General features: G+C 34.7%; 26 protein-coding genes, 3 pseudogenes and 1 riboswitch. Of the genes and pseudogenes, 19 read left to right on the plus strand and 10 right to left on the minus strand.

Going from position 1 to position 21513, the window contains the following annotated elements; all coding sequences use genetic code 11:
• The coding region (locus tag QUF99_RS01955) for a YwiC-like family protein (protein ID WP_289368387.1) at positions 1-429 on the plus strand (429 nt) is incomplete at its 5' end.
• 62 nt (positions 430-491) lie between these two features.
• Here QUF99_RS01955 and QUF99_RS01960 read toward each other — a convergent pair.
• Positions 492-683: a hypothetical protein gene (locus tag QUF99_RS01960; protein ID WP_289368389.1), complete on the minus strand. Its 192-nt coding sequence runs from the start codon at positions 681-683 to the stop codon at positions 492-494.
• Between the two features lie 146 nt (positions 684-829).
• A riboswitch (SAM riboswitch) is annotated at positions 830-928 on the plus strand.
• Between the two features lie 108 nt (positions 929-1036).
• Between QUF99_RS01960 and QUF99_RS01965 the strand changes: the two genes are divergently transcribed.
• The 3 genes from QUF99_RS01965 to QUF99_RS01975 all read left to right on the plus strand — a co-directional run bounded on the left by QUF99_RS01965 (position 1037) and on the right by QUF99_RS01975 (position 2526).
• On the plus strand, positions 1037-1297 hold the full coding sequence (locus QUF99_RS01965) for a hypothetical protein (protein ID WP_286120940.1): 261 nt from the start codon (positions 1037-1039) through the stop codon (positions 1295-1297).
• 291 nt (positions 1298-1588) lie between these two features.
• Positions 1589-2164, plus strand: coding sequence for an NAD(P)H-dependent oxidoreductase (locus QUF99_RS01970; protein WP_289368392.1), 576 nt, complete (start codon positions 1589-1591; stop codon positions 2162-2164).
• Positions 2161-2526 (plus strand): hypothetical protein, encoded by a 366-nt coding sequence (locus tag QUF99_RS01975; protein ID WP_289368394.1) that lies wholly within the window; start codon positions 2161-2163, stop codon positions 2524-2526. The genes QUF99_RS01970 and QUF99_RS01975 overlap by 4 nt, the downstream gene beginning before the upstream one ends.
• Before the next feature lie 251 nt (positions 2527-2777).
• Here the strand turns inward: QUF99_RS01975 and QUF99_RS01980 are convergent, their stop codons facing one another.
• The 4 genes from QUF99_RS01980 to QUF99_RS01995 all read right to left on the minus strand — a co-directional run bounded on the left by QUF99_RS01980 (position 2778) and on the right by QUF99_RS01995 (position 6966).
• On the minus strand, positions 2778-3869 hold the full coding sequence (locus QUF99_RS01980) for a short-chain fatty acid transporter (RefSeq protein WP_289368395.1): 1092 nt from the start codon (positions 3867-3869) through the stop codon (positions 2778-2780).
• 100 nt (positions 3870-3969) lie between these two features.
• Positions 3970-5232: a serine hydrolase domain-containing protein gene (locus tag QUF99_RS01985; RefSeq protein ID WP_289368397.1), complete on the minus strand. Its 1263-nt coding sequence runs from the start codon at positions 5230-5232 to the stop codon at positions 3970-3972.
• Between the two features lie 100 nt (positions 5233-5332).
• Positions 5333-6532, minus strand: coding sequence for an MFS transporter (locus QUF99_RS01990; protein ID WP_289368398.1), 1200 nt, complete (start codon positions 6530-6532; stop codon positions 5333-5335).
• 14 nt (positions 6533-6546) lie between these two features.
• The gene (locus QUF99_RS01995) at positions 6547-6966 is read right to left on the minus strand and encodes a MarR family winged helix-turn-helix transcriptional regulator (protein ID WP_289368399.1); all 420 of its coding nucleotides are present in this window, start codon (positions 6964-6966) and stop codon (positions 6547-6549) included.
• 383 nt (positions 6967-7349) lie between these two features.
• On the opposite strand from QUF99_RS01995, the gene phaZ reads away from it, so the two are divergent.
• The 3 genes from phaZ (at position 7350) to QUF99_RS02010 (ending at position 9904) form a co-directional block, all read left to right on the plus strand.
• Positions 7350-8261, plus strand: a complete 912-nt coding sequence (gene phaZ / locus QUF99_RS02000) for an intracellular short-chain-length polyhydroxyalkanoate depolymerase (RefSeq protein ID WP_289368400.1) — start codon at positions 7350-7352, stop codon at positions 8259-8261.
• Positions 8262-8523: 262 nt separating this feature from the next.
• Positions 8524-9720 (plus strand): MFS transporter, encoded by a 1197-nt coding sequence (locus QUF99_RS02005; RefSeq protein WP_289368401.1) that lies wholly within the window; start codon positions 8524-8526, stop codon positions 9718-9720.
• Entirely contained in the window at positions 9704-9904 is a 201-nt protein-coding gene (locus QUF99_RS02010) for an NETI motif-containing protein (RefSeq protein WP_289368403.1), read from the plus strand. Before QUF99_RS02005 ends, QUF99_RS02010 begins: the two co-directional genes overlap by 17 nt.
• 130 nt (positions 9905-10034) lie before the next feature.
• Here the strand turns inward: QUF99_RS02010 and QUF99_RS02015 are convergent, their stop codons facing one another.
• On the minus strand, positions 10035-10547 hold the full coding sequence (locus QUF99_RS02015; RefSeq protein ID WP_353958379.1) for a GNAT family N-acetyltransferase: 513 nt from the start codon (positions 10545-10547) through the stop codon (positions 10035-10037).
• Positions 10548-10607: 60 nt separating this feature from the next.
• A pseudogene (locus tag QUF99_RS02020) lies at positions 10608-10841 on the minus strand (IS3 family transposase); the annotation flags it as partial.
• Between the two features lie 627 nt (positions 10842-11468).
• On the opposite strand from QUF99_RS02020, the gene QUF99_RS02025 reads away from it, so the two are divergent.
• Genes QUF99_RS02025 through QUF99_RS02050 form a run of 6 tightly spaced genes read left to right on the plus strand, consistent with a single transcriptional unit; the run spans position 11469 to position 15531 of the window.
• Positions 11469-11867 (plus strand): hypothetical protein, encoded by a 399-nt coding sequence (locus QUF99_RS02025; RefSeq protein WP_289368405.1) that lies wholly within the window; start codon positions 11469-11471, stop codon positions 11865-11867.
• A gap of 49 nt (positions 11868-11916) precedes the next feature.
• Positions 11917-12225 (plus strand): WXG100 family type VII secretion target, encoded by a 309-nt coding sequence (locus QUF99_RS02030; protein WP_289368406.1) that lies wholly within the window; start codon positions 11917-11919, stop codon positions 12223-12225.
• Positions 12226-12242: 17 nt separating this feature from the next.
• Positions 12243-12974 (plus strand): DUF5081 family protein, encoded by a 732-nt coding sequence (locus tag QUF99_RS02035; RefSeq protein WP_289368407.1) that lies wholly within the window; start codon positions 12243-12245, stop codon positions 12972-12974.
• Positions 12974-13303, plus strand: a complete 330-nt coding sequence (locus tag QUF99_RS02040) for an MFS transporter (RefSeq protein WP_289368408.1) — start codon at positions 12974-12976, stop codon at positions 13301-13303. Before QUF99_RS02035 ends, QUF99_RS02040 begins: the two co-directional genes overlap by 1 nt.
• A 35-nt stretch (positions 13304-13338) precedes the next feature.
• Complete coding sequence (locus QUF99_RS02045) at positions 13339-15090, plus strand: hypothetical protein (protein WP_289368410.1); 1752 nt, start codon at positions 13339-13341, stop codon at positions 15088-15090.
• Positions 15091-15105: 15 nt separating this feature from the next.
• The gene (locus QUF99_RS02050; RefSeq protein WP_003209504.1) at positions 15106-15531 is read left to right on the plus strand and encodes a hypothetical protein; all 426 of its coding nucleotides are present in this window, start codon (positions 15106-15108) and stop codon (positions 15529-15531) included.
• Positions 15532-15628: 97 nt separating this feature from the next.
• Here the strand turns inward: QUF99_RS02050 and QUF99_RS02055 are convergent.
• Positions 15629-15844 (minus strand): annotated as a pseudogene (locus tag QUF99_RS02055) (IS3-like element ISBce13 family transposase); the annotation flags it as partial.
• 585 nt (positions 15845-16429) lie between these two features.
• Between QUF99_RS02055 and QUF99_RS02060 the strand changes: the two are divergent.
• Complete coding sequence (locus QUF99_RS02060; protein WP_289368413.1) at positions 16430-16954, plus strand: SecY-interacting protein Syd; 525 nt, start codon at positions 16430-16432, stop codon at positions 16952-16954.
• Positions 16955-17131: 177 nt separating this feature from the next.
• On the opposite strand, the gene QUF99_RS02065 is transcribed toward QUF99_RS02060, so the two are convergent.
• On the minus strand, positions 17132-18073 hold the full coding sequence (locus QUF99_RS02065; protein WP_353958373.1) for an IS3 family transposase: 942 nt from the start codon (positions 18071-18073) through the stop codon (positions 17132-17134).
• Positions 17995-18315, minus strand: a complete 321-nt coding sequence (locus QUF99_RS02070; protein ID WP_289368028.1) for a helix-turn-helix domain-containing protein — start codon at positions 18313-18315, stop codon at positions 17995-17997. The genes QUF99_RS02065 and QUF99_RS02070 overlap by 79 nt, the downstream gene beginning before the upstream one ends.
• Positions 18316-18396: 81 nt before the next feature.
• On the opposite strand from QUF99_RS02070, the pseudogene QUF99_RS02075 reads away from it, so the two are divergent.
• The 5 genes and pseudogenes from QUF99_RS02075 to QUF99_RS02095 all read left to right on the plus strand — a co-directional run.
• Positions 18397-18711: pseudogene (locus tag QUF99_RS02075) on the plus strand (SMI1/KNR4 family protein); the annotation flags it as partial.
• A gap of 18 nt (positions 18712-18729) precedes the next feature.
• A complete protein-coding gene (locus QUF99_RS02080) occupies positions 18730-19185 on the plus strand; it encodes an SMI1/KNR4 family protein (RefSeq protein ID WP_289368414.1) in 456 nt (151 codons plus the stop codon).
• A gap of 205 nt (positions 19186-19390) precedes the next feature.
• Positions 19391-19561: a hypothetical protein gene (locus tag QUF99_RS02085; protein WP_289368415.1), complete on the plus strand. Its 171-nt coding sequence runs from the start codon at positions 19391-19393 to the stop codon at positions 19559-19561.
• A gap of 280 nt (positions 19562-19841) precedes the next feature.
• Positions 19842-20312: a hypothetical protein gene (locus QUF99_RS02090; RefSeq protein ID WP_289368417.1), complete on the plus strand. Its 471-nt coding sequence runs from the start codon at positions 19842-19844 to the stop codon at positions 20310-20312.
• A gap of 445 nt (positions 20313-20757) precedes the next feature.
• The gene (locus QUF99_RS02095; RefSeq protein WP_289368418.1) at positions 20758-21246 is read left to right on the plus strand and encodes an SMI1/KNR4 family protein; all 489 of its coding nucleotides are present in this window, start codon (positions 20758-20760) and stop codon (positions 21244-21246) included.
• The last annotated feature ends 267 nt before the right edge of the window (positions 21247-21513 follow it).

Below are 21513 nucleotides of genomic sequence, written 5' to 3' on the forward strand. Positions count from 1 at the left end.
GTGAATATGTATTATGCGCGTCAAAAAAAGGAACGTGCTTTAGTAAATGATATTTGTGCAATTATTGTTTTCTGTATGGGTGGTATGATTAGTTATTATTTCTCCATGAAAACAATTGATGGAATAGCTTGGAGTATTGCAATTGTATCCTTTCTCTATTTTTTAGGTAGTACTTTTTATGTGAAAACAATGATTCGTGAAAAGCATAATCCGACTTATCGCTATGTTTCATGGGGTTACCATGCCTTTTTAATCGCGGCGTCCTTTATCGTACATCCATGGCTTTCGTTAGTTTTTATACCAAGCCTAATTCGAGCAATTGTATTGTATGGGAAGAAAATTTCAATATTAAAAGTAGGTATTTTAGAAATTGTGAATACTGTATATTTTCTAATCACAACGGCAATACTATTTCAGTATGCCATGTAAAAACACCCATTTGGGTGTTTTTTTATCAAAAAACCCACCTGTAAGAAGAAGGCGGGGAGCATTTATTCTTGTTCTAACATATTTACGGTACTGTCACATTGCTCTAGTGCACTTTCTACAGTTTGTAGCGATTGTTTAATTTGTTTTCGGTTATCGCTTTTTTCGACTGTTTGTAAGGCATTTTCTAAAGATTGCTTTGCCTCATGTAAAGAATGGTAAGAATCTTGAACATATCCACGCGCATTTTTTTGCATTTTGCGTACCTCCTTTTGTATATACATTTGTAGTATGAGCGATAAGAAAGAAAATATAACTTGTTTTGAAAGGTCCAAGTGCATGATTCTTATATAATTTGACAATTTAAATAAAAAAGACTATTATAAGCTATAAAGTGAATATTTTCTTATCCAGAGAGGTGGAGGGACTGGCCCGATGAAACCCAGCAACCGCGATGCAGGTGCTAATTCCAGCAGAACAAATTTGTTCTGGGAGATAAGATGAAGATATATACATATGTAGCTTCTTCTTATCGAAGAGGTTTTTTTTATTGCAAAAAAAACCGAAAACGAGATGAACAGAATGAGAAGAAAGGAGTTGCAATATAACTGTGACACTTGAAAAGTATATAAAACTGCGTAGTGCAGTGTATGAATACATGATTGAACAGGATAAACCGATTTCGCTTATAGATATTCAAGAACATATTGTTTCCCATCATGAGGGGAAATTCACAAAAAAAATGTTGCATCAATTTTATTTATCACGGTTGCTAGATGAACTGAAACTGGATGGGAAAATTACTTTAGCTGAAGCTGAGCACCTCTTTGGAGAAAAAGGTGTATATTATAAAGCGAGAAAAGGGAGCTAGACTTCCTTTTTTTTATGTTATAATTTATTTGAAAATTCTGTTTGAAAAGAAGGTATGTAGCGTAAAAGACTGCAAGAGCAGCCTATTTACAAGGGAATGGTGTTGAGTGTGTAGTGTCAAAAGAATATGCCCTGAAAGAGGGACTTTTTTCGGCTAGAAATGAAAAGAGACACCTTCGCCGAGTAGGTGTCAGTTGTTTTGTCAAATGGGCTTGCCAGTTGACAAGTATTAGAATAGCATGCGATAGGAATGAAAGTCAAAAGGGAATTTAAGGAAAGGTGTTGCTTCGTAATGAATCTATTAATCATATATGCACATCCCAATCCATCTAGTTTCAACGCAGCTATTTTAGAGAAGGTGCAAAAAGGACTACAGGAAACGAATCATTCTGTTACAACACTTGATTTATATGAAGAGCAATTTAATCCAGTCCTTATTTTTAATGAAGAAAAAAGAAGGCGTGATTTAGTGTATGAAGACGAGACAGAGAAATATAGAAAGTTAGTTAAAGAAGCGGATTCATTTATTTTCATTTATCCAATATGGTGGTGGGGGATGCCAGCCATTTTGAAAGGATTTATTGATCGGGTGTTTGTTACTGGATTTGCTTATAAATATGAGGGACTAATACCAAAAGGTTTGCTTATAGGGAAATCAGCATGGGTTATCAATACACTAGATTCTCCGCTATGGTATGCTGCATTACTGTATCGTTCGGCTGACTGGGTTGTTATGAAAAAAGGAATTTTACATTTTTGCGGGATACGACATATAAGGCGTTCAGTTTTTCAATCTGTTCAAAAAAGTGAACTAAAAAAGCGAGAAAAGTGGCTTGAAAAAATTCAGCAAACAGCAAAGAACATATGAACGATGTAATAAATAAAATTATGAGATGCTGTCACCGTAGTGATGATTTGTTTCAGTCCTATATCTCTTGTTTACTACAAATTAAACAGCATAGTGAAACGTTTCAGAAGGTCCAGCGAGAACTAAGATGCGACTATTTAATAAGAGGGATTTGCGAACGAGAAGTGAAGGGGCTCATCCAAGAAAGTGAACAATATGAGGCGTACTACGTCCCGAAAGTATTACATTGGGATTTTCTTCGGAGAAATCCGTCATATATAGAAAATATCTGTACGAATATATTTACATATGAAGCGTTACATTTCTCAACTAGAGAATGGGAGAATGTAATGGCATGCATAGAGAAAGAGTTATTGACGTGATGTGTATACAGAGAAATAGACGTAATTAGATGATTCTGTTTAATAAAGGGTGGCTTTGTGTTATAGGCAGTAAATGAACATAAATTATTTGGAAAGATAATGAACTATTTTTATACATGGTACAGTGGTGAAGAACTTTAGCCGAGTGCGTATTTCTTTACTATGGATAACGGTAATGATGAGACAAAAAGCAGGCCTTGCAAGGCCTGCTTTTTTCAATATTTGTATTCGAACGATTTAATAACAGAGGGTTATATAAAAAGAAAACATAATCCAATCACAGCGCCTGCATAAAGTAAATTAATGACACAAAATCCCATAATATCACGTGCACCTAAACCAGCGATTGCTAAAGCGGGTAATGCCCAAAACGGTTGAATTAAGTTGGTCCAAGCATCGCCCCAGGCAATTGCCATAGCTGTTTTCGCAGCATGTACGCCGAGTTCAGCGCCAGCTGGTATCATAATCGGAGTACGATGGAAAATAAGGCCTGCAATTAAAAGCATAAAAATGACAATATCGAGCGTAAGATTAAAGCCTTTCGTACTAAAATAATGAACAATATATATGAGACCTAACAGTCCAATACAAATTGTAATCCAAATACTGTTTTCGATTTTCTCGGCAAATGTATGATGATGAACTTCTTGCGCTGCAGCTTCTTCTTGAAAAACATTTGGATTAACGGTGATCGTATGATCTGCATCAGGATGCATTGCTTTGTTAATGAAAGGCATCGTTATGAAGAAAATAATAACAGGAACAATTGCATAAGGGGAAAATAAAGTTTCTGTAATTGGAATTGCTTCCGTAATACTCCCAGCTGTTGTTTTTATTAATGTTTCACCGCCGGTTGCCAACGTAAGTGGAATCGAAGCTGATAGGCCAGCGTGCCATATAAGAAAGCCAGAATAGGAAGAAGCAATTGCAAGTCGATAATCTAGCCCTTGTATATGTTTCGCGACTTCTTTTGCATATAAGACGGAAATAATAATGCCAAACCCCCAGTTTATGTAGGCACCTAATAAGCTAACGAGAGAAATAGCAATAATTCCTTGTCCACTTGTTTTTGGTAGTTGTGCAGCTTTAGCCAATCCTTTCCGAACGAGGGGAGCATTGGCTAAAGCAGAACCTGTCACAAGCACGAGTGCCATTTGCATGGAGAAGGCTAAAAGCCCCCAAATTCCATCTCCCCAATGAACGATCATTGCAACTGGTGATTGCTGCGTAGCGATAGTACCAAAGAAGATAACAAAGATGGTAAGAAAGCAGGATAAAATAAAGGGATCTGGTAAAAAGCGTTGTACAAGAGCGACACATCCATTTGTAAAAGTTCGAAACAAAGTTATCAACCTCCTTAATTTTGTTTATTAAAATATTCGATATCATTAAGGAATAACCTTAAGGAGTCAGAAAATTCAGATATATAAACAAAAAGACCTCTCACTCATGCGAAAGGTTTTTCAGGTGTTTTGCGATTTCTAAATACATATTTGAATAAGTAGAATGAATGTCACCACTAGGCTCAGCATTTGATGAAAAATGTACAATGACCATATTTGCTTTTGGATCAATATATAGCCTTTGCCCATAACTTCCTAATACTTCAAAAGCACCGTGCTCATTATGTGGAATCCACCACTGATTATGATAAGAAATGGATGAGCCTTCTCCAATAGAGAGTTCATCTTGTTGTACGCTTTTTATGTCTTCTGTAATAGAAGAGGGAAGAATCTGTTTTCCATTATAATAGCCATTGTCTAATATCATTTGACCAAAGCGTGCCATATCTCGTGCTGTTGCATTTAAACCTGCACTTGCTTGTTCAACTCCTGTTTCATCGACAACATAATAGGCATTTTCTTCAGCACCGATTTTTGTCCAAATTCGTTCACTCACATTGTCTGCTAATGATTTCCCAGTTACTGTCCGAATAATCCATCCAAGTGTTTCAGCTGAGCCGTTATTATAGGAAAACTGAGTACCCGGCTGAGCTGTTTCAGTTGCTTCAAGTAACATGTCATAAATTTTCATTGGGCCATCATAATTTTTACCACGAGGAAGGATATTACTAGCTAAATAGAGCTGTGCATCTTGATTTTCTAATCCTCGTTGTACATATCCATGGGTAGGATAGTTAGTGGAAATTTGCATGTCCATTAACTGCTGAATCGTCGCTTTACCGAATGGTGTGTTATGTAATTCTTTCACATATGTTTCAGCTGTTGTATTTTTATCAAGGATACTTTCTTCCGTTAAAGACTGAATGATTGCGCCTGTAAAGACTTTTGCTAAGGAAGCCATGCCATGTGGTTCGTTTTGTTTGTAGCCATTGAAATAATTTTCATAGACAAGTTTTCCATTTTGTACAACAACAAATGCATCTGTTTTATTTTGATCTAATAGTTCTTTTAAAGAAATATTATTCCCATTTTCCTGCTCAACAGAAAAATCATCTAAATTTTGCTGAGCAATAGGGAATGTTGAAACGTGATGAGCATCTTTTTTTACTTCTTTTGTTAAGGCAAGTTCTTTCATATGTGTATACGACCATCGTAAGTATGGATCTTGTAGCCAATTTGCTTTTGTTACCGATTGTTTTGAAGGTGGAACTTTATTTTGCTTAAAAAATGCAAAACCAAGCCCTGTTATAACAAATATAAGTGTAAGCATAAGTAATAAAAGGGGAGATTTTCTTACATTCATTCATGGACCTCCTTATTATTTCTAAAATAAGTATACGCTCGTTTTCTTAGAAAAACAAAAAAAGGAAAGTAAACAGAGCTGTTTACTTTCCTAATTGACATTATGCTGATAATTTTTCATCCGTATGATGCTTTTTGAATTTTTGCTTTCTACCGTGTAACCCATAATAGATTACAAGTGTGAATGCCACGATAATGGCCGCGATAAAATACATATTATGATAGCTGGATTGAGCAGCGATAATACCGAGTACGAAAGAACCGATACCGATACCACTATCAAAGAATGAAAAATAAGTAGCTGTTGCTGATCCGCGGCGATGATTTGGCGCGGCAGAAACTGCAATTGTTTGGAAACTTGGAATAAGGGTTCCATACCCTAAGCCAATTAGCATCCCGGAACCAAGGAACCAAAATGAAGTTTGGGCCTGACTTAAAACGAACATGCCGATTGTAAAAATAATGATAGAAGGATAAATAAGAACATTTTCACCGAAACGATCAAATATCTTTCCTGTAAATGGACGAGAAAGTACAACAACTAGTGCATATACGATAAAGAAGTAACTTGCAACATCTGCTAAGCCAATCTCTTTTGCATAAATAGGAATAAAGGATAGAATGCCACTATAAGAAAAAGCAAGTACAAAGCCTGTAAGAGCAATTGGTATAGTAGAAGGCTCGATTAATTCTTTCCACTTCATTCGTTCCCCTTGTTTTTTACTTGCCTTTTTCTCATGTGGGATATTTACAAATAGACCACAGACAAATGCAAGTAATGAAAAAATAGAACAAACGATAAAGAGTACAGTAAATGAATAACGAGAAATAATAGTTAAACCTAAAAAAGGTCCGATTACCATTGGTAGGCTCATAAACACTCCGAAATATCCAAGTGCTTCTCCGCGGCGATGTGGTGGTGTTACATCTGTAACAATTGTACCAGTAGCCGTTGTTGCCATTCCAAAACCAATTCCGTGAAGGAAGCGAAGAGCAAGTAATAAAAATAAGCTCTGTGCCCCAAAATACATAACGGTGGCTGCTAAAAATAAGGAAAGAGAAATAAATAAGATTTTCTTTCTTCCTAAATCATCAAGCCACTTTCCAGTAAACGGGCGGCATAAGACGGAAGAAATAAGGAAGACTGTCGCAACAAGTCCTATTTCCTCGGGTCTACCCTTTAAACCTTCAATTACGTAGACTGGTAAAGTGGTCATAAGCATGTAAAACGTTAAAAAGAGAAACAGACTACTAAAACATGTTCCAAGGAAGTCCTTCGTCCAAAGTCTCTCACTTTGCATCGTCATCCCTCCAATTAATTATCTAGATTTTTAATCACAGTTTGTAACACTTGAAAAGCACGATGTAGTTCTTCTTCACTTACATTCTGCAACGTTTTTTCTTCAAATGTATCTACTTCTTCTTGCCATACTGGAATCATTTCCATCGCTGTATGTGATAAGGAAATCAGCTTTTCACGGCGATCTTTTCCTTCTGTTCGAATAATCCATCCCATTGTTTCCATACGTGTTAACGTACGAGTCATAGTAGGAGATTCAACATTTAAATATTGACATAATTCAGTTTGTGTACATGGCCCAGTTTGATGAACCTGAAAAATAACGGCCCATTGTGCACTAAATAAACCTGTTGGTGACACGCGTTCATTAAACTTTTTGGTGAATTTCCTAGAAGTCTGGCTGACAATGTGGAAAAAATGCTGTTTTTCGGTCATGTATTTGATCCTTTCTAATTAGTTACCTAGCTAACTATATATCTTTTTAACATGATTGTCTATATAAATACAAATTAAAAAACCGGCATAAAACCCTTCTTTTAGGTGGGAGAGAGCATCCGGCCATGCATAGAAGCGGTCAGATCCTTTTCCTGCCCCATACCAAGTGAAAACAAAGAGAGAAAACGAGTGCAGGTCACCTTTTGTTATCCATAGCCGCGACTTATATGTCGAAAAATCAAAATGGATTTATATAGTGATAGACATGTTGTCTTATGTAAAAATTTTGTATAGGTTTTATATTGAGAACATACATTCTACATGGTATTCTAGAAGTAGGTTCTGAATTTTCTTTCTACTAAATTCGAATGGGGGAACGTGTGATGATTAAGCCTGCAACAATGGAGTTTGTTTCGTTATCAAATGGAGAAACAATTGCATATCAAGAAGTTGGAGAGCAAAATACAGAAATAATTGTACTCATTCATGGGAATATGACATCTTCACAGCACTGGGATTTAGTCATTGAGAGATTAGAGAAGAAATATCATATTTATGCTCTTGATTTACGTGGATTCGGTCAGTCAACCTATCATAAGTCAATAGATTCGTTGCAAGACTTCGCAGGTGATGTGAAATTAGTTGTAGATGCATTACAGTTAAAGAAATTTTCATTGATGGGCTGGTCCATGGGCGGGGGCGTTGCAATGGAATTTACAGCTTCTTATCCAGCGCTTGTGGAAAAATTGATATTGGTTGAATCAGTAGGAATGAAAGGGTACCCTATTTTTAAAAAGGATATAAATGGTCAGCCAATTCTTTCTACACTATTAAAAACAAAAGAAGAAATTGCACAGGATCCTGTTCAGATTGCTCCTGTATTAGATGCTATAAGAAATATGAACAAGTTGTATTATCGAACAGTATGGAATTTGCTCATTTACACGCATAATAAACCTGATGATGAGCGCTATGAAAAGTATTTAGATGATATGCTCACGCAGCGTAATTTTGTGGATGTAAACTATGCCCTGGTTACATTTAATATTTCAGATGAACATAATGGCATCGTGTCTGGAAACGGTGATATTCATCGTATTCAAGTACCGACGCTTGTCGTACAAGGAGATCGCGATTATGTTGTACCACAAGTTGTTGGAGAAGAGTTAGCAAAGAATCTCCCAAATGCAAAACTGGTTATTTTAGATGATTGTGGGCATTCACCTTTTATTGATTGTTTAGATGTGTTTACTCAGCACGTTCTTGCTTGGTTAGAAAATAAAGTGAAACTTTAATCATTGGTGGGTTTCCCTATGATTATTAGTTGAACCAATCGGGCTTTTACGGGCAGTTTATCCCCACCAAGCTTCTTTGGTTTCTTTAGAATCTTTAGGTGGGGATCTTACTGCCCGTTAATGCGGGATAAATAAATTGGTCACATAAAAAGAAGTTAGAAGACTATTCTTCTAACTTCTTTTTATGTTATTTCTCATGCGTGATTGTTGAAAAAAAGATTATAATGAAGATTGGTGAGCATGTAAAGGGAGAGGGAAGATGATGTCAAAAAGGTATACATTTTGGATTATGGTCGGAATTGTTGCAATTTCTGGATTATCTCAAGGAATGCTCTTACCAGCAATTGCCATGATTTTTGAGCAAGAAGGAATTCGTTCTAGTTTTAATGGCATGCATGCAACGGCATTATATATTGGGATTTTATTTATTTCGCCTTGGCTAGAAAAACCGATGCAGCGATTTGGAATGAAACCGATTATAGTAGTTGGAGGATTTATTGTTGTCGTTTCGCTATTTTTCTTTACACAAACATTTTCATTTTGGGTATGGCTTCTGCTTCGCTTCTTCGTGGGAGTTGGGGATCATATGCTCCATGTAGGAACGCAGACATGGATTACAACGACGGCCAGCCCGAATAAAATTGGCAGACAAGTGTCCATTTATGGAGCATTCTTTGGAATTGGGTTTGCACTCGGCCCATATTTGGCAAGCACGGTTCAGTACGGCATTGCAACGCCATTTATCGTGTCTACTATTCTTTGTTTATTAGGTTGGTTACTATTACTTCCAACTCAAAATGCATTTCCAGAGCAAGATGAAATGCAAAAGGAAAATGAATCATCATTTTCTCGTTATAAACAAGTAGTAGGAATGGCTTGGATTGCACTCATTGGACCTTTAGCATATGGTGTATTAGAAGCAATGCTAAATAGTAATTTACCTGTGTATGCGATGCGGAAAGGCTGGTCTGTTGCAGACGTTTCCTTTTTATTACCAGCGTTTGCAATAGGCGGAATCATCACGCAAATTCCGCTTGGTATATTAAGTGATCGCTTAGGAAGAGAGCGAATTTTGACATGGACATTTAGTGCAAGTACAATCGTTTTCTTACTTGCGGCGGTGTTTGATCAATATTATTGGATTGTGTTTGCGTGTATGTTAGTAGCCGGTATGGTCATCGGTTCATGCTTTTCATTAGGGCTTGGATTTATGGCAGATTTATTACCGAGACACTTATTACCTGCGGGGAATATATTATCGGGAATCGCCTTTAGCATAGGAAGTATAATCGGACCTGTATTAGGCGGGGTATTTATAGAGAAAATACAGTATACAAGCTTTTTTCTAGCAGTTATGATTATAATGGCAATTATTGCACTTCTTTATATCACGTATATGAAAAGTCAATCCGCAACAAGAAAAATAGAAAGTAGGTTTGGACATGACGAAACAACCTAATAAGAAGAAATTCGAAGTATTACATAATGAAACGATTACAGAGTGTATAGAGCGCATGGAAAAGGAAGGGTATGCCCCTTCACGTCGTATGGAAGAGCCTATTTTTCATGAGGTAAAGAAAGATGGACAAACAGTTGTAGAACCGTGTGGTAGGAAAATTGTTTTTGAGGGGAAATTGAAGTAGGAAGGAGAGGTGCTTGTACTGAACCCCAAAAGTTAGACTTTTTTCGGAGTGATTCCTCACTCCGATTTTTCTTTTAGTTATTATCCAGTTTCGATACTATTTCAAGTATGATTTTTGAAAATTTACTAAATCATAGTTCTATCCAGTAACGCTGAACAATTTCGCCAGTATCAGGGGAAATTACTTCATTTTCTAAGATACCTCCAACTTTTTGAATGGTTTTGGCAGAGCCGATATTTGCTTTGTCACAAGTTATCAACACTTTCTCCAATCCTAATTTTTCCGTTTCAAATAAGGAAAGCCGAAGTTGCTCAGTGGCGTAACCCTTTCGACGTTCGTCTGGGTGCACGCTATAACCGATATGTCCGCTCTCCATCAGTAATTCTGGCGTTAATCGATGGCGGATATTGATTAAACCGATTAATTTCCCCTTTTCAATGCTCAAAAACTGAGTGGATGGAACTCGATTTGGTGGTAAATTTTCTCCTTTTTCATGAATTTTGACTTTTTCAATCCATTCGTTAATGGAATCAAAATGTTGTAAGGAACAACTACCATGCGGTTGTTCTCTTGAATTTAGGAATGCCTGCCGATAAGCCATGATTTGTTTGCTATGCTGGTGTGTTGGTTTCACTAATTTCATTGTCATCATCTTTCTCCTATATCATTTTTTACATTATAGTGTCTTACTCATTTCTCCCCACTAAGCAGCTTTTCTTTCCTTAAGGAGTCGATATTGAACAGGGCTGTTTCCATGTAGTTTCGACTTAATGCGTTGATGGTTATAGTAGTAGATGTACTCGTCCACTGCTTGTTTTAATTCCTCAAAGCTACAGTAAGTGACACCGTAATACATTTCTTGCTTCATCACACCGAAGAAGTTCTCCATTGGCGAGTTATTTAAACAGTTGCCTTTGCGCGACATACTTTGAAATATATTGTCTTAAACCAAATTAGATAGCCGTTTCAACGTTAGAAGCACTATTTATTTTCTTCCAGTTTATAACATTCAGAATAAATTGAACAGAGTAAGAGCAGTTTTTCTATTTAGTCCCTCAGCACCAAATTTTTCAGACAGTTTAATTCATTGACTAACGTGTTCAAAAGAAGGAATCCGTTATTTTTTCGCAAGAGTAGAATAACCATAACCCGAATTAAGAGATTCTTCAACAATACGCAGTTTTAATTCAAAATTATATTTAACTAAAATATACACCCTAATAGTTAGATTTTTGATCTAACTATTAGGGTGCACATAAAAGGCCTCTTTTTTAATCAAATGTCTGTAAAAAAAACTGATTGGTGGGGCTAATTATCAGTGGGGATGAAGGAAATCCTCCTGATTAAAGTTTCACATTATTTTTGTAACTGGAGAGAAGAAAAGGGAATAATGAAGCATTTCATCTTAATAAATAGTGAAATAGCTATTAGTTTTTGGTAAAATATTGATATGAAAAAGATTCCTTATATGAGAAAAATTTCAAATATAATTATAAAATAGAATGATAGGGAAATATCGGGAAAATCTATTCTTTTTTTTGCGAGAAATAAAGGGGGAACAAACATGGCAGAGCACATTGTAGATTCAATCGGTAACTTTCTTCATATCGGATATACAGATAGTGAAAGAAAGCGTGATAATTACGATAAATTGTATGAATATTTAAAGGATAAAGAAAATGAGTTAAAAAAGCTAATTCACGATGTTGAATCCGCAAAGACAGCTTATGAGGGAATGGGGCAAGAATTACCACAAGATAAAATACCAGCCCGTGAGTTTGTAGTAAAAAGACGAGAAAAGGATTCAGAACTATCAGAGTTAATACGTTACTTCAAAACAACATTAGATGATGTGGCAGCTGCGAAAAATAAAGCGTACCACAAATGGACGGAATATAAGGCAAAGGCAGATGCGGAAGATAAGGAAGCAGCTGAAGCATTAAAGAAATTTTTCGGAGGCTGAAATGATCGGTAAAGCAATGTAAAGATTAAGGAAATGAGGGAATAAGAATATGCATCGTCAAGAGATTGAGATTCATGGAAGTGAAGTATCAAGTGCCATTTCTTATGCAGAACAAATTGAAAAAGGTGTGAAAGATTCGCTTGAGCAGGTGAAAGCTTTACAATCATATGTGACAGGAACTCGTTGGAGCGGGAAAACACGCGATGCTTTTTTATGTTATTTAGAATTGCTCATTCAGTATAATTCTGAAATCGCAGGTGCACTTGAAGGGCAGACAAAAGCGCTTAAGGAGCTTGATGAGAACATTCAATCCTTTACAAATAGGGCTGAAGTAGAAAATGTAAAAAAATTGAAATAGAGAGGGGGATAAAAAAGATGGGAAAAGACGTGTGGAGCTTTACACCTGCTGAACTGTACACATTAGCTGGCGCAGCTGGAGTTACGTACATATTTGGCTTACAAGAGCGTGAAATTCTTGCTTTAACTGATGAAGACTGCATAACGAAAGCAACAGCGAAATTGAAAGAGAAAGGGCTTATTACAGAGAATCATGGGTTGACACCAGCGGCTTTTCAGCTGATTGAATTACTGAAGGCATATCAAGAAAGCCAAGAGTATACGCGAATTAATAATCTATTAATTGGATTTTTACCACAAGATAAAGACAGAGTAGCTGTTTTAACAGAACGAAAACAAAATGAAGAATATGAAATTCACTACATAGCGAAGCGAGATGTATATTTTTCATTATTAGAACGGATTCCGTTTTTAATGCGAGAACCAAGAGAAATAGAAGAAACCTTTTTTACAAAGAAGATGACAGAAAAAGAGCAGCGAACATTTGAAGAAATGGATTTATCTGAAAAGGATTTACTAGCTATCGAAACAGTGTCTCGCCCGCGAAGTCGAAGAGCAGAAGATAGAGGGAAATGGGAATGCTTCTTGTACTTTACAGAGGGGAAAGATTTTATTCAAATAGAAGTAGAACGTAAGCGTTATGAATGGGCTAGTCTGTATGCGGTGAATAAGAAATTATATGATGTTTTAAAAATGCCGTATAAGAAAATAAGTGATCCACGACAATTCTCGTTAGGAGGACGAAATTAATGCAAATACCAATGGAAGATGGCGGAGCAAGTAGTAGTTCAGAAATTGTAATGAATTATGATGAGATAGAAGATATTATAAGACGTCTTCAAAGTATATATAACATTTATTCAGGTGTTATAGCGACAAATTCGAAAAATCTAGAGAAGTGTCAATTCTATCTTAAAGGAGATGCGATGCGGGTTATAGATGTGTATCCAAAAATATTAAATAAAATATTGGAACTAGCAGACCATTATAACCGAGCGGCATCCATTGTAGAGATTGTTCGCCAAGAAATGAAAACACAGGATGAAGAATTACATAATAAATTACAACCTCAAGAATAACTACGGCTGATACGGGAATGGGGGATGGAAGAAAAATGGATGTTAGTTATAAGCCGAAAGATTGGGTAGATATGAAAGATGGATTGAACCAAATCACAAAAGATACATTCGTAAAATTAGATCAAGCGAATGGTCTTGTAAAAGATGTACAGGAAAGAATACATGATCTTGATTCAGATGGAAGTATTTATTTTCATCATAAAGATCAGACTGAAACAATTGCGAAATTACATGATGCTTATACGACTCTACAAAAATATTGTGATGAAGCAGGAGGAGTCGTTTATGACCATATCGATAAACCATTTGTTGTAACAATGGATCAATTTGCACAAAAAATGAGAGACTTGTCCATTAAAAACTTTGAAACTACAAACCGAATTGGCTCCACAAAAACAACTGCAGTACAAGGTTCATATAGTTACGGTGACACACCGCAAACCATCACAACAACAAAATCTAAAATAACAGTGGATGATATTTTCAAAGATTCACATGCATTTGATGAAATTCTTCATGCGGAGTATGAAGAATGGAAAAGAAAAGATCCAAACACGAAGCTAGACTATGAAGAGTACAGAAAACGCGTTCCCTCGACGCGAGGGTTTGAATACAGATCAATAGAGGATGAGCAAAAACAGCTAGAGGTATGGCGTGACTTTGGATTAGGAGTTCTAACAGTCGGAGCAATGTTCATTTGTCCACCATTAGGGTATGGAGCATCACTAGTATTTGGGGGGCTCCAAGTAAAAAGTGCCCATGACGGAGAAGATTGGGGAACACACCGGAAATTAAGCCAAGGAGAAAAAATAGAAAGATATGTTTTTGGTGGCCTTGATGTCTTCACGGGTGGTGTCGGAGGAATTGTAAAAGGATTCAAAATTCTTGGATCATTAGGAAGATCGCAAGAGGGAGTAACGAGTTTCAATCCAAATACAGGGAAAAATATGGTACAATCATTGCAAGACGGAAAAAATATTACGCTTGACCGCATGAGACTAGCAGGCCTAAAAGTAGAAAAATCCGGAAATGAAAAAATGTATCAGCTTGGCGGAAAGATGGCCGAAGGTATGGATAATACACTTGCCTTCTTCAACAAGGGTCATGAAATAGTTGGAGACGGTGTAGTAGCAGGGAAGCAAGGTGGTGGGCCAGGAAGCGTTACCGAGTGGGTTAATACGCGCCATGCAGAGAGTACTAAGTTTATGGATGGGAAGATTCAGGGGGTTGAGGCTTCGCTTGCGGAGAGGATAAGAAAAACTGGAATAGGTGTTACTGGTGAAGGGATTCCTATAGAAGAAGTAAGTGAAAAGGTACTTAAAGAAATTCATGTTGATAAAAAGGCGGCATATGGTTATTCACCTAATGAAGGTACAACATATTCAAAGTATGATTTTACAGATATAGAGGCAACTAAAAATAATCATATTATTAGAAAAGAATACCTAGAACAATCACGGAAGATACAAGAAGAAATTGATTTAATGGTTGCAAATGGAGCCAGTAAACAAGAAATAGCCGATAAAGTGGTCGAAATGAGAAATCAAGATAAAATATTGTCAAGAGCAAAAATGAACCCAGAAGATTTAGCACCTATTGAAGCAAGGAATATGAAAATGTATGGAAATAAGGTAGGTCCGGATGCAACATGGTTATTTAAATCTAAGAAGGCTAAGTTGAAAGATTTGAAATTGAATCCTACTGATGATGAAGTATGGGATGCAGTTATAAATGGTTCTATGAAAAAAGATGATGTATTGAATACTTTGTTAGGATTAAAGCATTAAAGGAGGATATATAGTGTGATTATTTTAAGAAATTATTTTGATATAGATTCAAAAATAGTATTGCATGACAACGAGTACAAAATAGAGAATATTAATAGTATTATAAATGGAGTTGGAGGGATAACTGATAATAATATATTATATGGTTTATATGTTTATAATAAAAAATTATTTTTTGTAATAAATACAAAATCATATGAGCTTAATAAAAATAATATCAATTGTAGTAATAAATACATTACTAAAACTGATAGATTATTTATTATATTAAGTTCGAATCAAAAGGTATGTGAAATTCAATATGAACCAGTTGTTGACCCAGGAATGATGTATTATGATATTGACGAAGAGGAATTTGACGTTTTGTTATATATTAGTAGTTTGTTAAAGGATAATGAAACAATTAGTAAATTTGTTGAGGCAATGAGTAAAAGGGGTTAATTGCTAGTATAGATTTTGATAAAAAAATATAAAATAAGATGTATTATTAAGGTATGTGTGAATTTGAGTCAATATCGTGGACACAAAAAAGTTAAATCTAAGCGATTTCTTTAACCCAATTTTTTATTGCTTGAGGAGTTTTATAACGGGTGTAAATATAGATTCGCTTACAGTTATAAAATCTCTCAATGTATTGCAATGATGCTAGAGTTGCTTGCTTAAACGTAACATATTGTGTGCAGTGTACTTCTTTTTTTAGAATGGCATGAAACGACTTGATACAAGTGTTATCATACGGACACTTCCTCTTTGAAATCTATTGTAAAAAGTAAGAATTTCATGAGATTGCGTCCATATGACCATACGAATATACATGAACTTAAAGCACTTGATTGTCTACTAAAGGCAACAAGTGCTTTTTTGCGTTTAAGCATAGAATTTAAAAGGTTGATTACAATTTTATAAATGCACCAAGTGTTAAATTTTTTATAGTAATTTTTATGGTTTGTAACGGCTATGTACAGTGTATGACGGTCGTAGAGAAAATTGTAAAAGAATCAAATTAATAATTAACCTTGTGTTATGAGCAAAAAGGTGAGATGGAGAAACTGCTTTTAAACCAAATATAGTACAATTATTGCAGAACAACAAAAATAGTACGCTTGACCGCGTGAGACTAGCAAATAAAAAAAGTAGAAAAATCCGGAAATGACAAAATGTATCAGCTTGGCGGAAAAATGGCCGAGGGTGTAGATTATGTATTAGCTTCCTTCAAAGGCTATGAACTAGCTGGAAACGGTGCCTTAACATTGAAAAGAGAAAAGGGATTTTGGGAAAGGATAAAAAGTTTTTTGAGTTATTACAAAGCTTTTTAGAAAAACAGAAGGAGTGATGAGTTTTGAAGAAAATAATGCAGGAGTATTTTGAGAGATTCGTATTAAAATGGAATGAATTTAATGGAACGTTTCCTCAGATTCCAATAAATGAGGATCTTGATACTCTTATGTATATCGGACAAAAGGATGAAGAAGGGTATATATCGTGGAAACCTGTGGAAAAAAATGAATACCACGATTTTAAAGAATTTGAAGAGAAATTGAATGTTATCCTTCACCCTGATATCAAAGAATATTTTAATTCGTTTTGGTTTTTGGAGATGATTGGTTGGATAGAGGATTACAATATTAATTTATTTCCTGTAGCCCCAGGGGTGGAACCTTACTTATTTATGGAACGTGTCCAAGAGTATCTTCTTAAGGAAAGAGAAACAATATATATTCCTATAGGATTTGAAAGTAATGGAATGTTATTGGTAATAAATAATAATACAGGAGAAATTTTTATTGAAGATTTTGAAACAGAAAAACTTCAGTTTTTAGGTATAAGTTTAAAGAGTTTAATAAGTCAATTGAGTTTCCGTTAAGCTAAAAAGAGCTTAACTATGAGTTTTATATTTAAAAATATATTACATAAATAAAATGAATGAAGTGCTGAAATGTGCTATACAAAATGTACAGATTGAAAAATATTTTAGAAAGTGACTTTGATCCTGTGGTCTTACCCCTGTCAAGTAGACAGTAAAAGATTAGATGCCTTTTCATTAAGCAGCCTTAGTTCCAAATTCAGCAGGACTAAGGTTGTTTAATTTTTTTTGGAATCGTTTGTTATTGTAATACCTCATATATCTTCTAATGGCTTTGAAAACTTGCTCTTTTTCATGAAACTCATTTCTGTAAAAACATTCTGTCTTAAAATGACTAAAAAAACTCTCTACACATGCATTATCATAACAATTGCCCTTCCTAGACATACTTACATTCATTTTGTATTTTTTAAGTAATAGGTTGTATTTTTTGGACGTGTATTGATACCCTTGATCGCTATGTAATACTGTTCCGTGGACATTTCTTTTTCTTAAGGCCTTATTCACTGTGTCTATAACTAATTTTAAATTGTTGCTTTCGCTTACTTGGTAGGCTACAATTTCGTTATTATAAAGATCCATTATCACTGAAAGATACATACGCTTACCGTTAAAAGTGAGATAGGTTATATCTGTAACCCATTTTTCATTTGGCTTGCTGGCTGAAAATTCCCTGTTTAAACGATTTTTTGATACGACACATTGTTCTTTTAAGCCAAAATGCCTCCACTTTTTCTTTCGAATCTTAGCTTGTATCCCCATTTTCTTCATTAAACGGTACACTCTTTTATGATTTATCTGTAAACCACAATACTTTTTGAGCCATGTACAAACTCTTGGATAACCAAAACTACCATTTATATCTGGATCTAGTTCGCATTCCACTATTTTGGACATAATAAATTGGTCTTCCTTCATCTTTTCAGAGGGATTAGTTCTTCTTTTTTCCCATTTGTAATATCCACTTCTTGAGACCCCCGCAATTTCACAAAGAAACACAATTGGAAAGCTATGCTTTAATGTATGAATGATCTCGTATTCTATTGATTTGTCTCTTTTGACCTCATCTCCTTTTTCGCAGCTAAGAGCTTTTTTAAGTATGCATTTTCTACTTCTAATCGTTCTATTCTATCATCATGACTTGTTTTTATTGAACTTGCATTTGTTTGTCTAGATCTCCCTCGTTTTTCTTGTAGGCCAAGAATACCCTCACTATTGTAGTTTTTAATCCATCTGTCTATAACTGAATATGTAACTCCTAATTCCCTTCCAATTAATTTACTACCCATTCCTCTATGTAAGTACATTTCAATAGCTTTCATTTTAAAATCAATCGAAAAAGTTCTTCTAATTTTCCCCATAAAAAAATCCCCTCCATAATAAACAGTACAGTAACTTTCTTTCAACTGTCTACTATGAGGGGATAATACCAATATAATGGCAGTCATCCAGTACCGAATATATTTTTCTTTGAAGATGGGGGAGAAGGAGTTTTTGATTGCTTACTAAGCTATACGAATGAATATATTAGCATAACAGTTACTTATGATATTACCTCGCCATACATCCCAAAGGGAATAATCCCCTTTGCTACGGATCCATTTGGAAATAAAATATGTTTTGATTTTAGAAATGATAAACACTCACCAACAATAGTTTTTTATGATAGCGATGAGTGTGATGAACAAGCAATTGAATATATTTGCAGTACTTTTACAAATTTAATAGATTCGTTGCATTTTAGTGAAAACGAATGAGTCGGAGGTCGATGAGTTATGAATCTTAGATTTGAATATACTTTCAAACAAATTAAAGCCGAAGATATAGAAAACTTTGAAAGACTTAATGGATTAGAACTACCAGAGGACTATAAGAGTTTTTTATTAAGAGATAATGGTGGTAAATCTAATAGAAGAAGATTTACTACGAAAGATGATGTAGTTACGTCATCAATTATGATGTTCTTTCCACTATCAGAGGAAACGGAAAATAATCTGCAAAATTCTTTAGATTATTATATTAAGGGGAAAAAATTGCCTTCTAGACTTATTCCAATAGGAAAAGACCCAGTTGATAACATTATATGTATGTCAATCCATGGTAGCGATATAGGTAGTGTTTATCACTGTCATACCTATCAGATAGAAAATGAAGCGGAATTAGAAGCAAAGTTTATTAGGGAAATAGCTTCTAGTTTTACGGAATTTATTAATAAACTTTCTGAAAAATAGAATTGTATTATCAGAGAGTAAATTTGTAAAATATCCACATCAACTAGCGTTGGTTGGACTGTTGGAAAAAGAACAGTGACGGATTACTGTTACTTAAAAACATATGAATTTAAAGCACTTGATTGTCAAAAAAAGACAACGAGTGCTTTTTTATTAATAGGCAGGCTATAACTTCATAAAAAGTATTTTTTATAAATTAAGGCTAATGCAAATTACTAGTATAATTGAAATTATACTAGTAAAAACAGCAGACAACATAACCTACATCTTTAAAGATGTAGAAGTATTACCAGGTGGAAGCGTAAGAAAATACGGCGGAACGAACTTCAGCGAAAAAGTAAAAGAAGCTCGCGATACCTCGAAAACGAGTATTTAGAGTCGGATCTCAAATTTGGAGAGTGGCGGTATTACGGGTACGGTAGAATACTGGCTTGAAAATATGGAAAGTTTACTTCACAAGAATTAAACTATAGGATTAATTTACATGGTGTTTTATTGTTTTAAGGCAGGTACTAAAAGAAGATAGATTGTATGATTAAAACTTAAGAAATAGAATTCGTGAGTTTGTTGAAATTCATGAATAATATCACAATAACGCTCAAAAAGATAGTTTGAAAATCTTCAATAAACCTTACTCAAAGCATGGAGGGAAATAAATGTCTTTAGATAGAAAGATATCTACTTTAAAAAGAATGCGTTTTTTGGATCATGAAGATGATAGTATTGAGCTATTTGAAGAAATCTTAAATGAAATATCGCAAACGGCAGATAATAAAGTGATTATTGATTTGTGTAGTTTATTTCATGATGAAATAGATGAACCTTCGATTATTGGTGACTTAATTGAAACAGTTTTTTATATAATTGAAAAAAATGGAGTTGAAGATGGTTTAAGTAAACTTATTGAAGGGATAAGTATTGTTTTTCCGCAAGCTAAATATTGTGCTAAAAGGCTTTATAGAAGCTTTTTAGCTACAGATGATTTCATTATTCCATTTATTAATGTCTTGAAGAAGGTTAAAACTACGAATAAAGAGGACGTAATTAATATTTTGAAAGAAATAAGTGAGAAACAATCACAACAATATTTTGAAAAAGTTGATTTGATTTGTAAAGAGGTTATTTAATGATTTTTTGATAATTAGACAAGCAGGTGGCTTAAAAGAGCAGTGGTTATTTCTGAAAGTCTAGAATAGTGTAGATGATGAATAATTAAAGAGCTCGGTAATGAAAGTGTTAAAGAATTTAAAGCAGTTATAGGGCTAATAAAAACATATTTAAAGGGAACGATGCTAGTTTCGCAATGAAACTAGATAAGAATTTACAAATAAGTTCAGATGATGCACAAATTTAGGAATGTATAAGGAAATTAAAAGAAGTGATTGATTCAGGCAAGATCCGCAAAGAATTGTTTACTCTAGACCAATTAACTCAAATGAATGCGAGTAAGGCAAGAATAAAAGGATTAACTTGGTATCACCATTAAGTACTTGGAAGGATACAATTAGTTATTTCGTATAAGCATGGTGTAAATCGTTTAGGTGGTAATAAATTATGGGGGGATTGTATTAGATGAGTCATATAGAATGGGATAACCCAGACAAACTTGTTAGTATGGAATGTGTACAAGAGGTAGCCAAAAAAATTGGTGTTCATTTTCCACAAGACTATATTAAATGTGTGCTTGAAAATAATGGTGCAAGTGTTGAGCCAGAAGCTTTTGATGTAAAAGGAATAGAGAGGGTATTTGGTTCGTTACTTTCTTATGATGAAAACCGTATAGAGAATATATTAAAGGTTTATGAAAATTATAAAGGAACGCTTCCTAGTAATGTTATTCCTTTTGCAATTGATCCTTCAGGAAATTTAATTTGCTTTGATTATAAAAATCAAAAAGAGGATCCAATTGTTGTCTTTTGGGAACATGAAGGTGCATGGGAAAAGGAAGCGCTGATGGAAAGGGAAGGGATTACAGCAGAAGAAGCAGAGGAAGTAGCAAGGGAAAATGTATTTTATGTTGCTAATACTTTCACGGAGCTTTTAAATAAATTACATGATTAATAGAGGGTTAAAAAAAGGATTATCTCATAAGTGGTGGTTTTACTTATTCATCAGGTAACCCTTTTTGTTTTAGAATAGAACGGTTATTTAACTCGTTGAACAAAAGGATTCCAGAAGATATAAGGAAAATGATAGGAAATACTTCTTATACGTGGCATCATACTGAAGTGCCAGGTAAATGTAACTAGTTCCTTATAAAATCCATGGCATTACTGTTCCTAATGGTGGAAGGACTAAAGGGCTGTGAGCAGATGCGCCAAGATAATT

This window comes from Bacillus sp. DX4.1 (assembly GCF_030348195.1).
Classification (GTDB): Bacteria; Bacillota; Bacilli; order Bacillales; family Bacillaceae_G; genus Bacillus_A.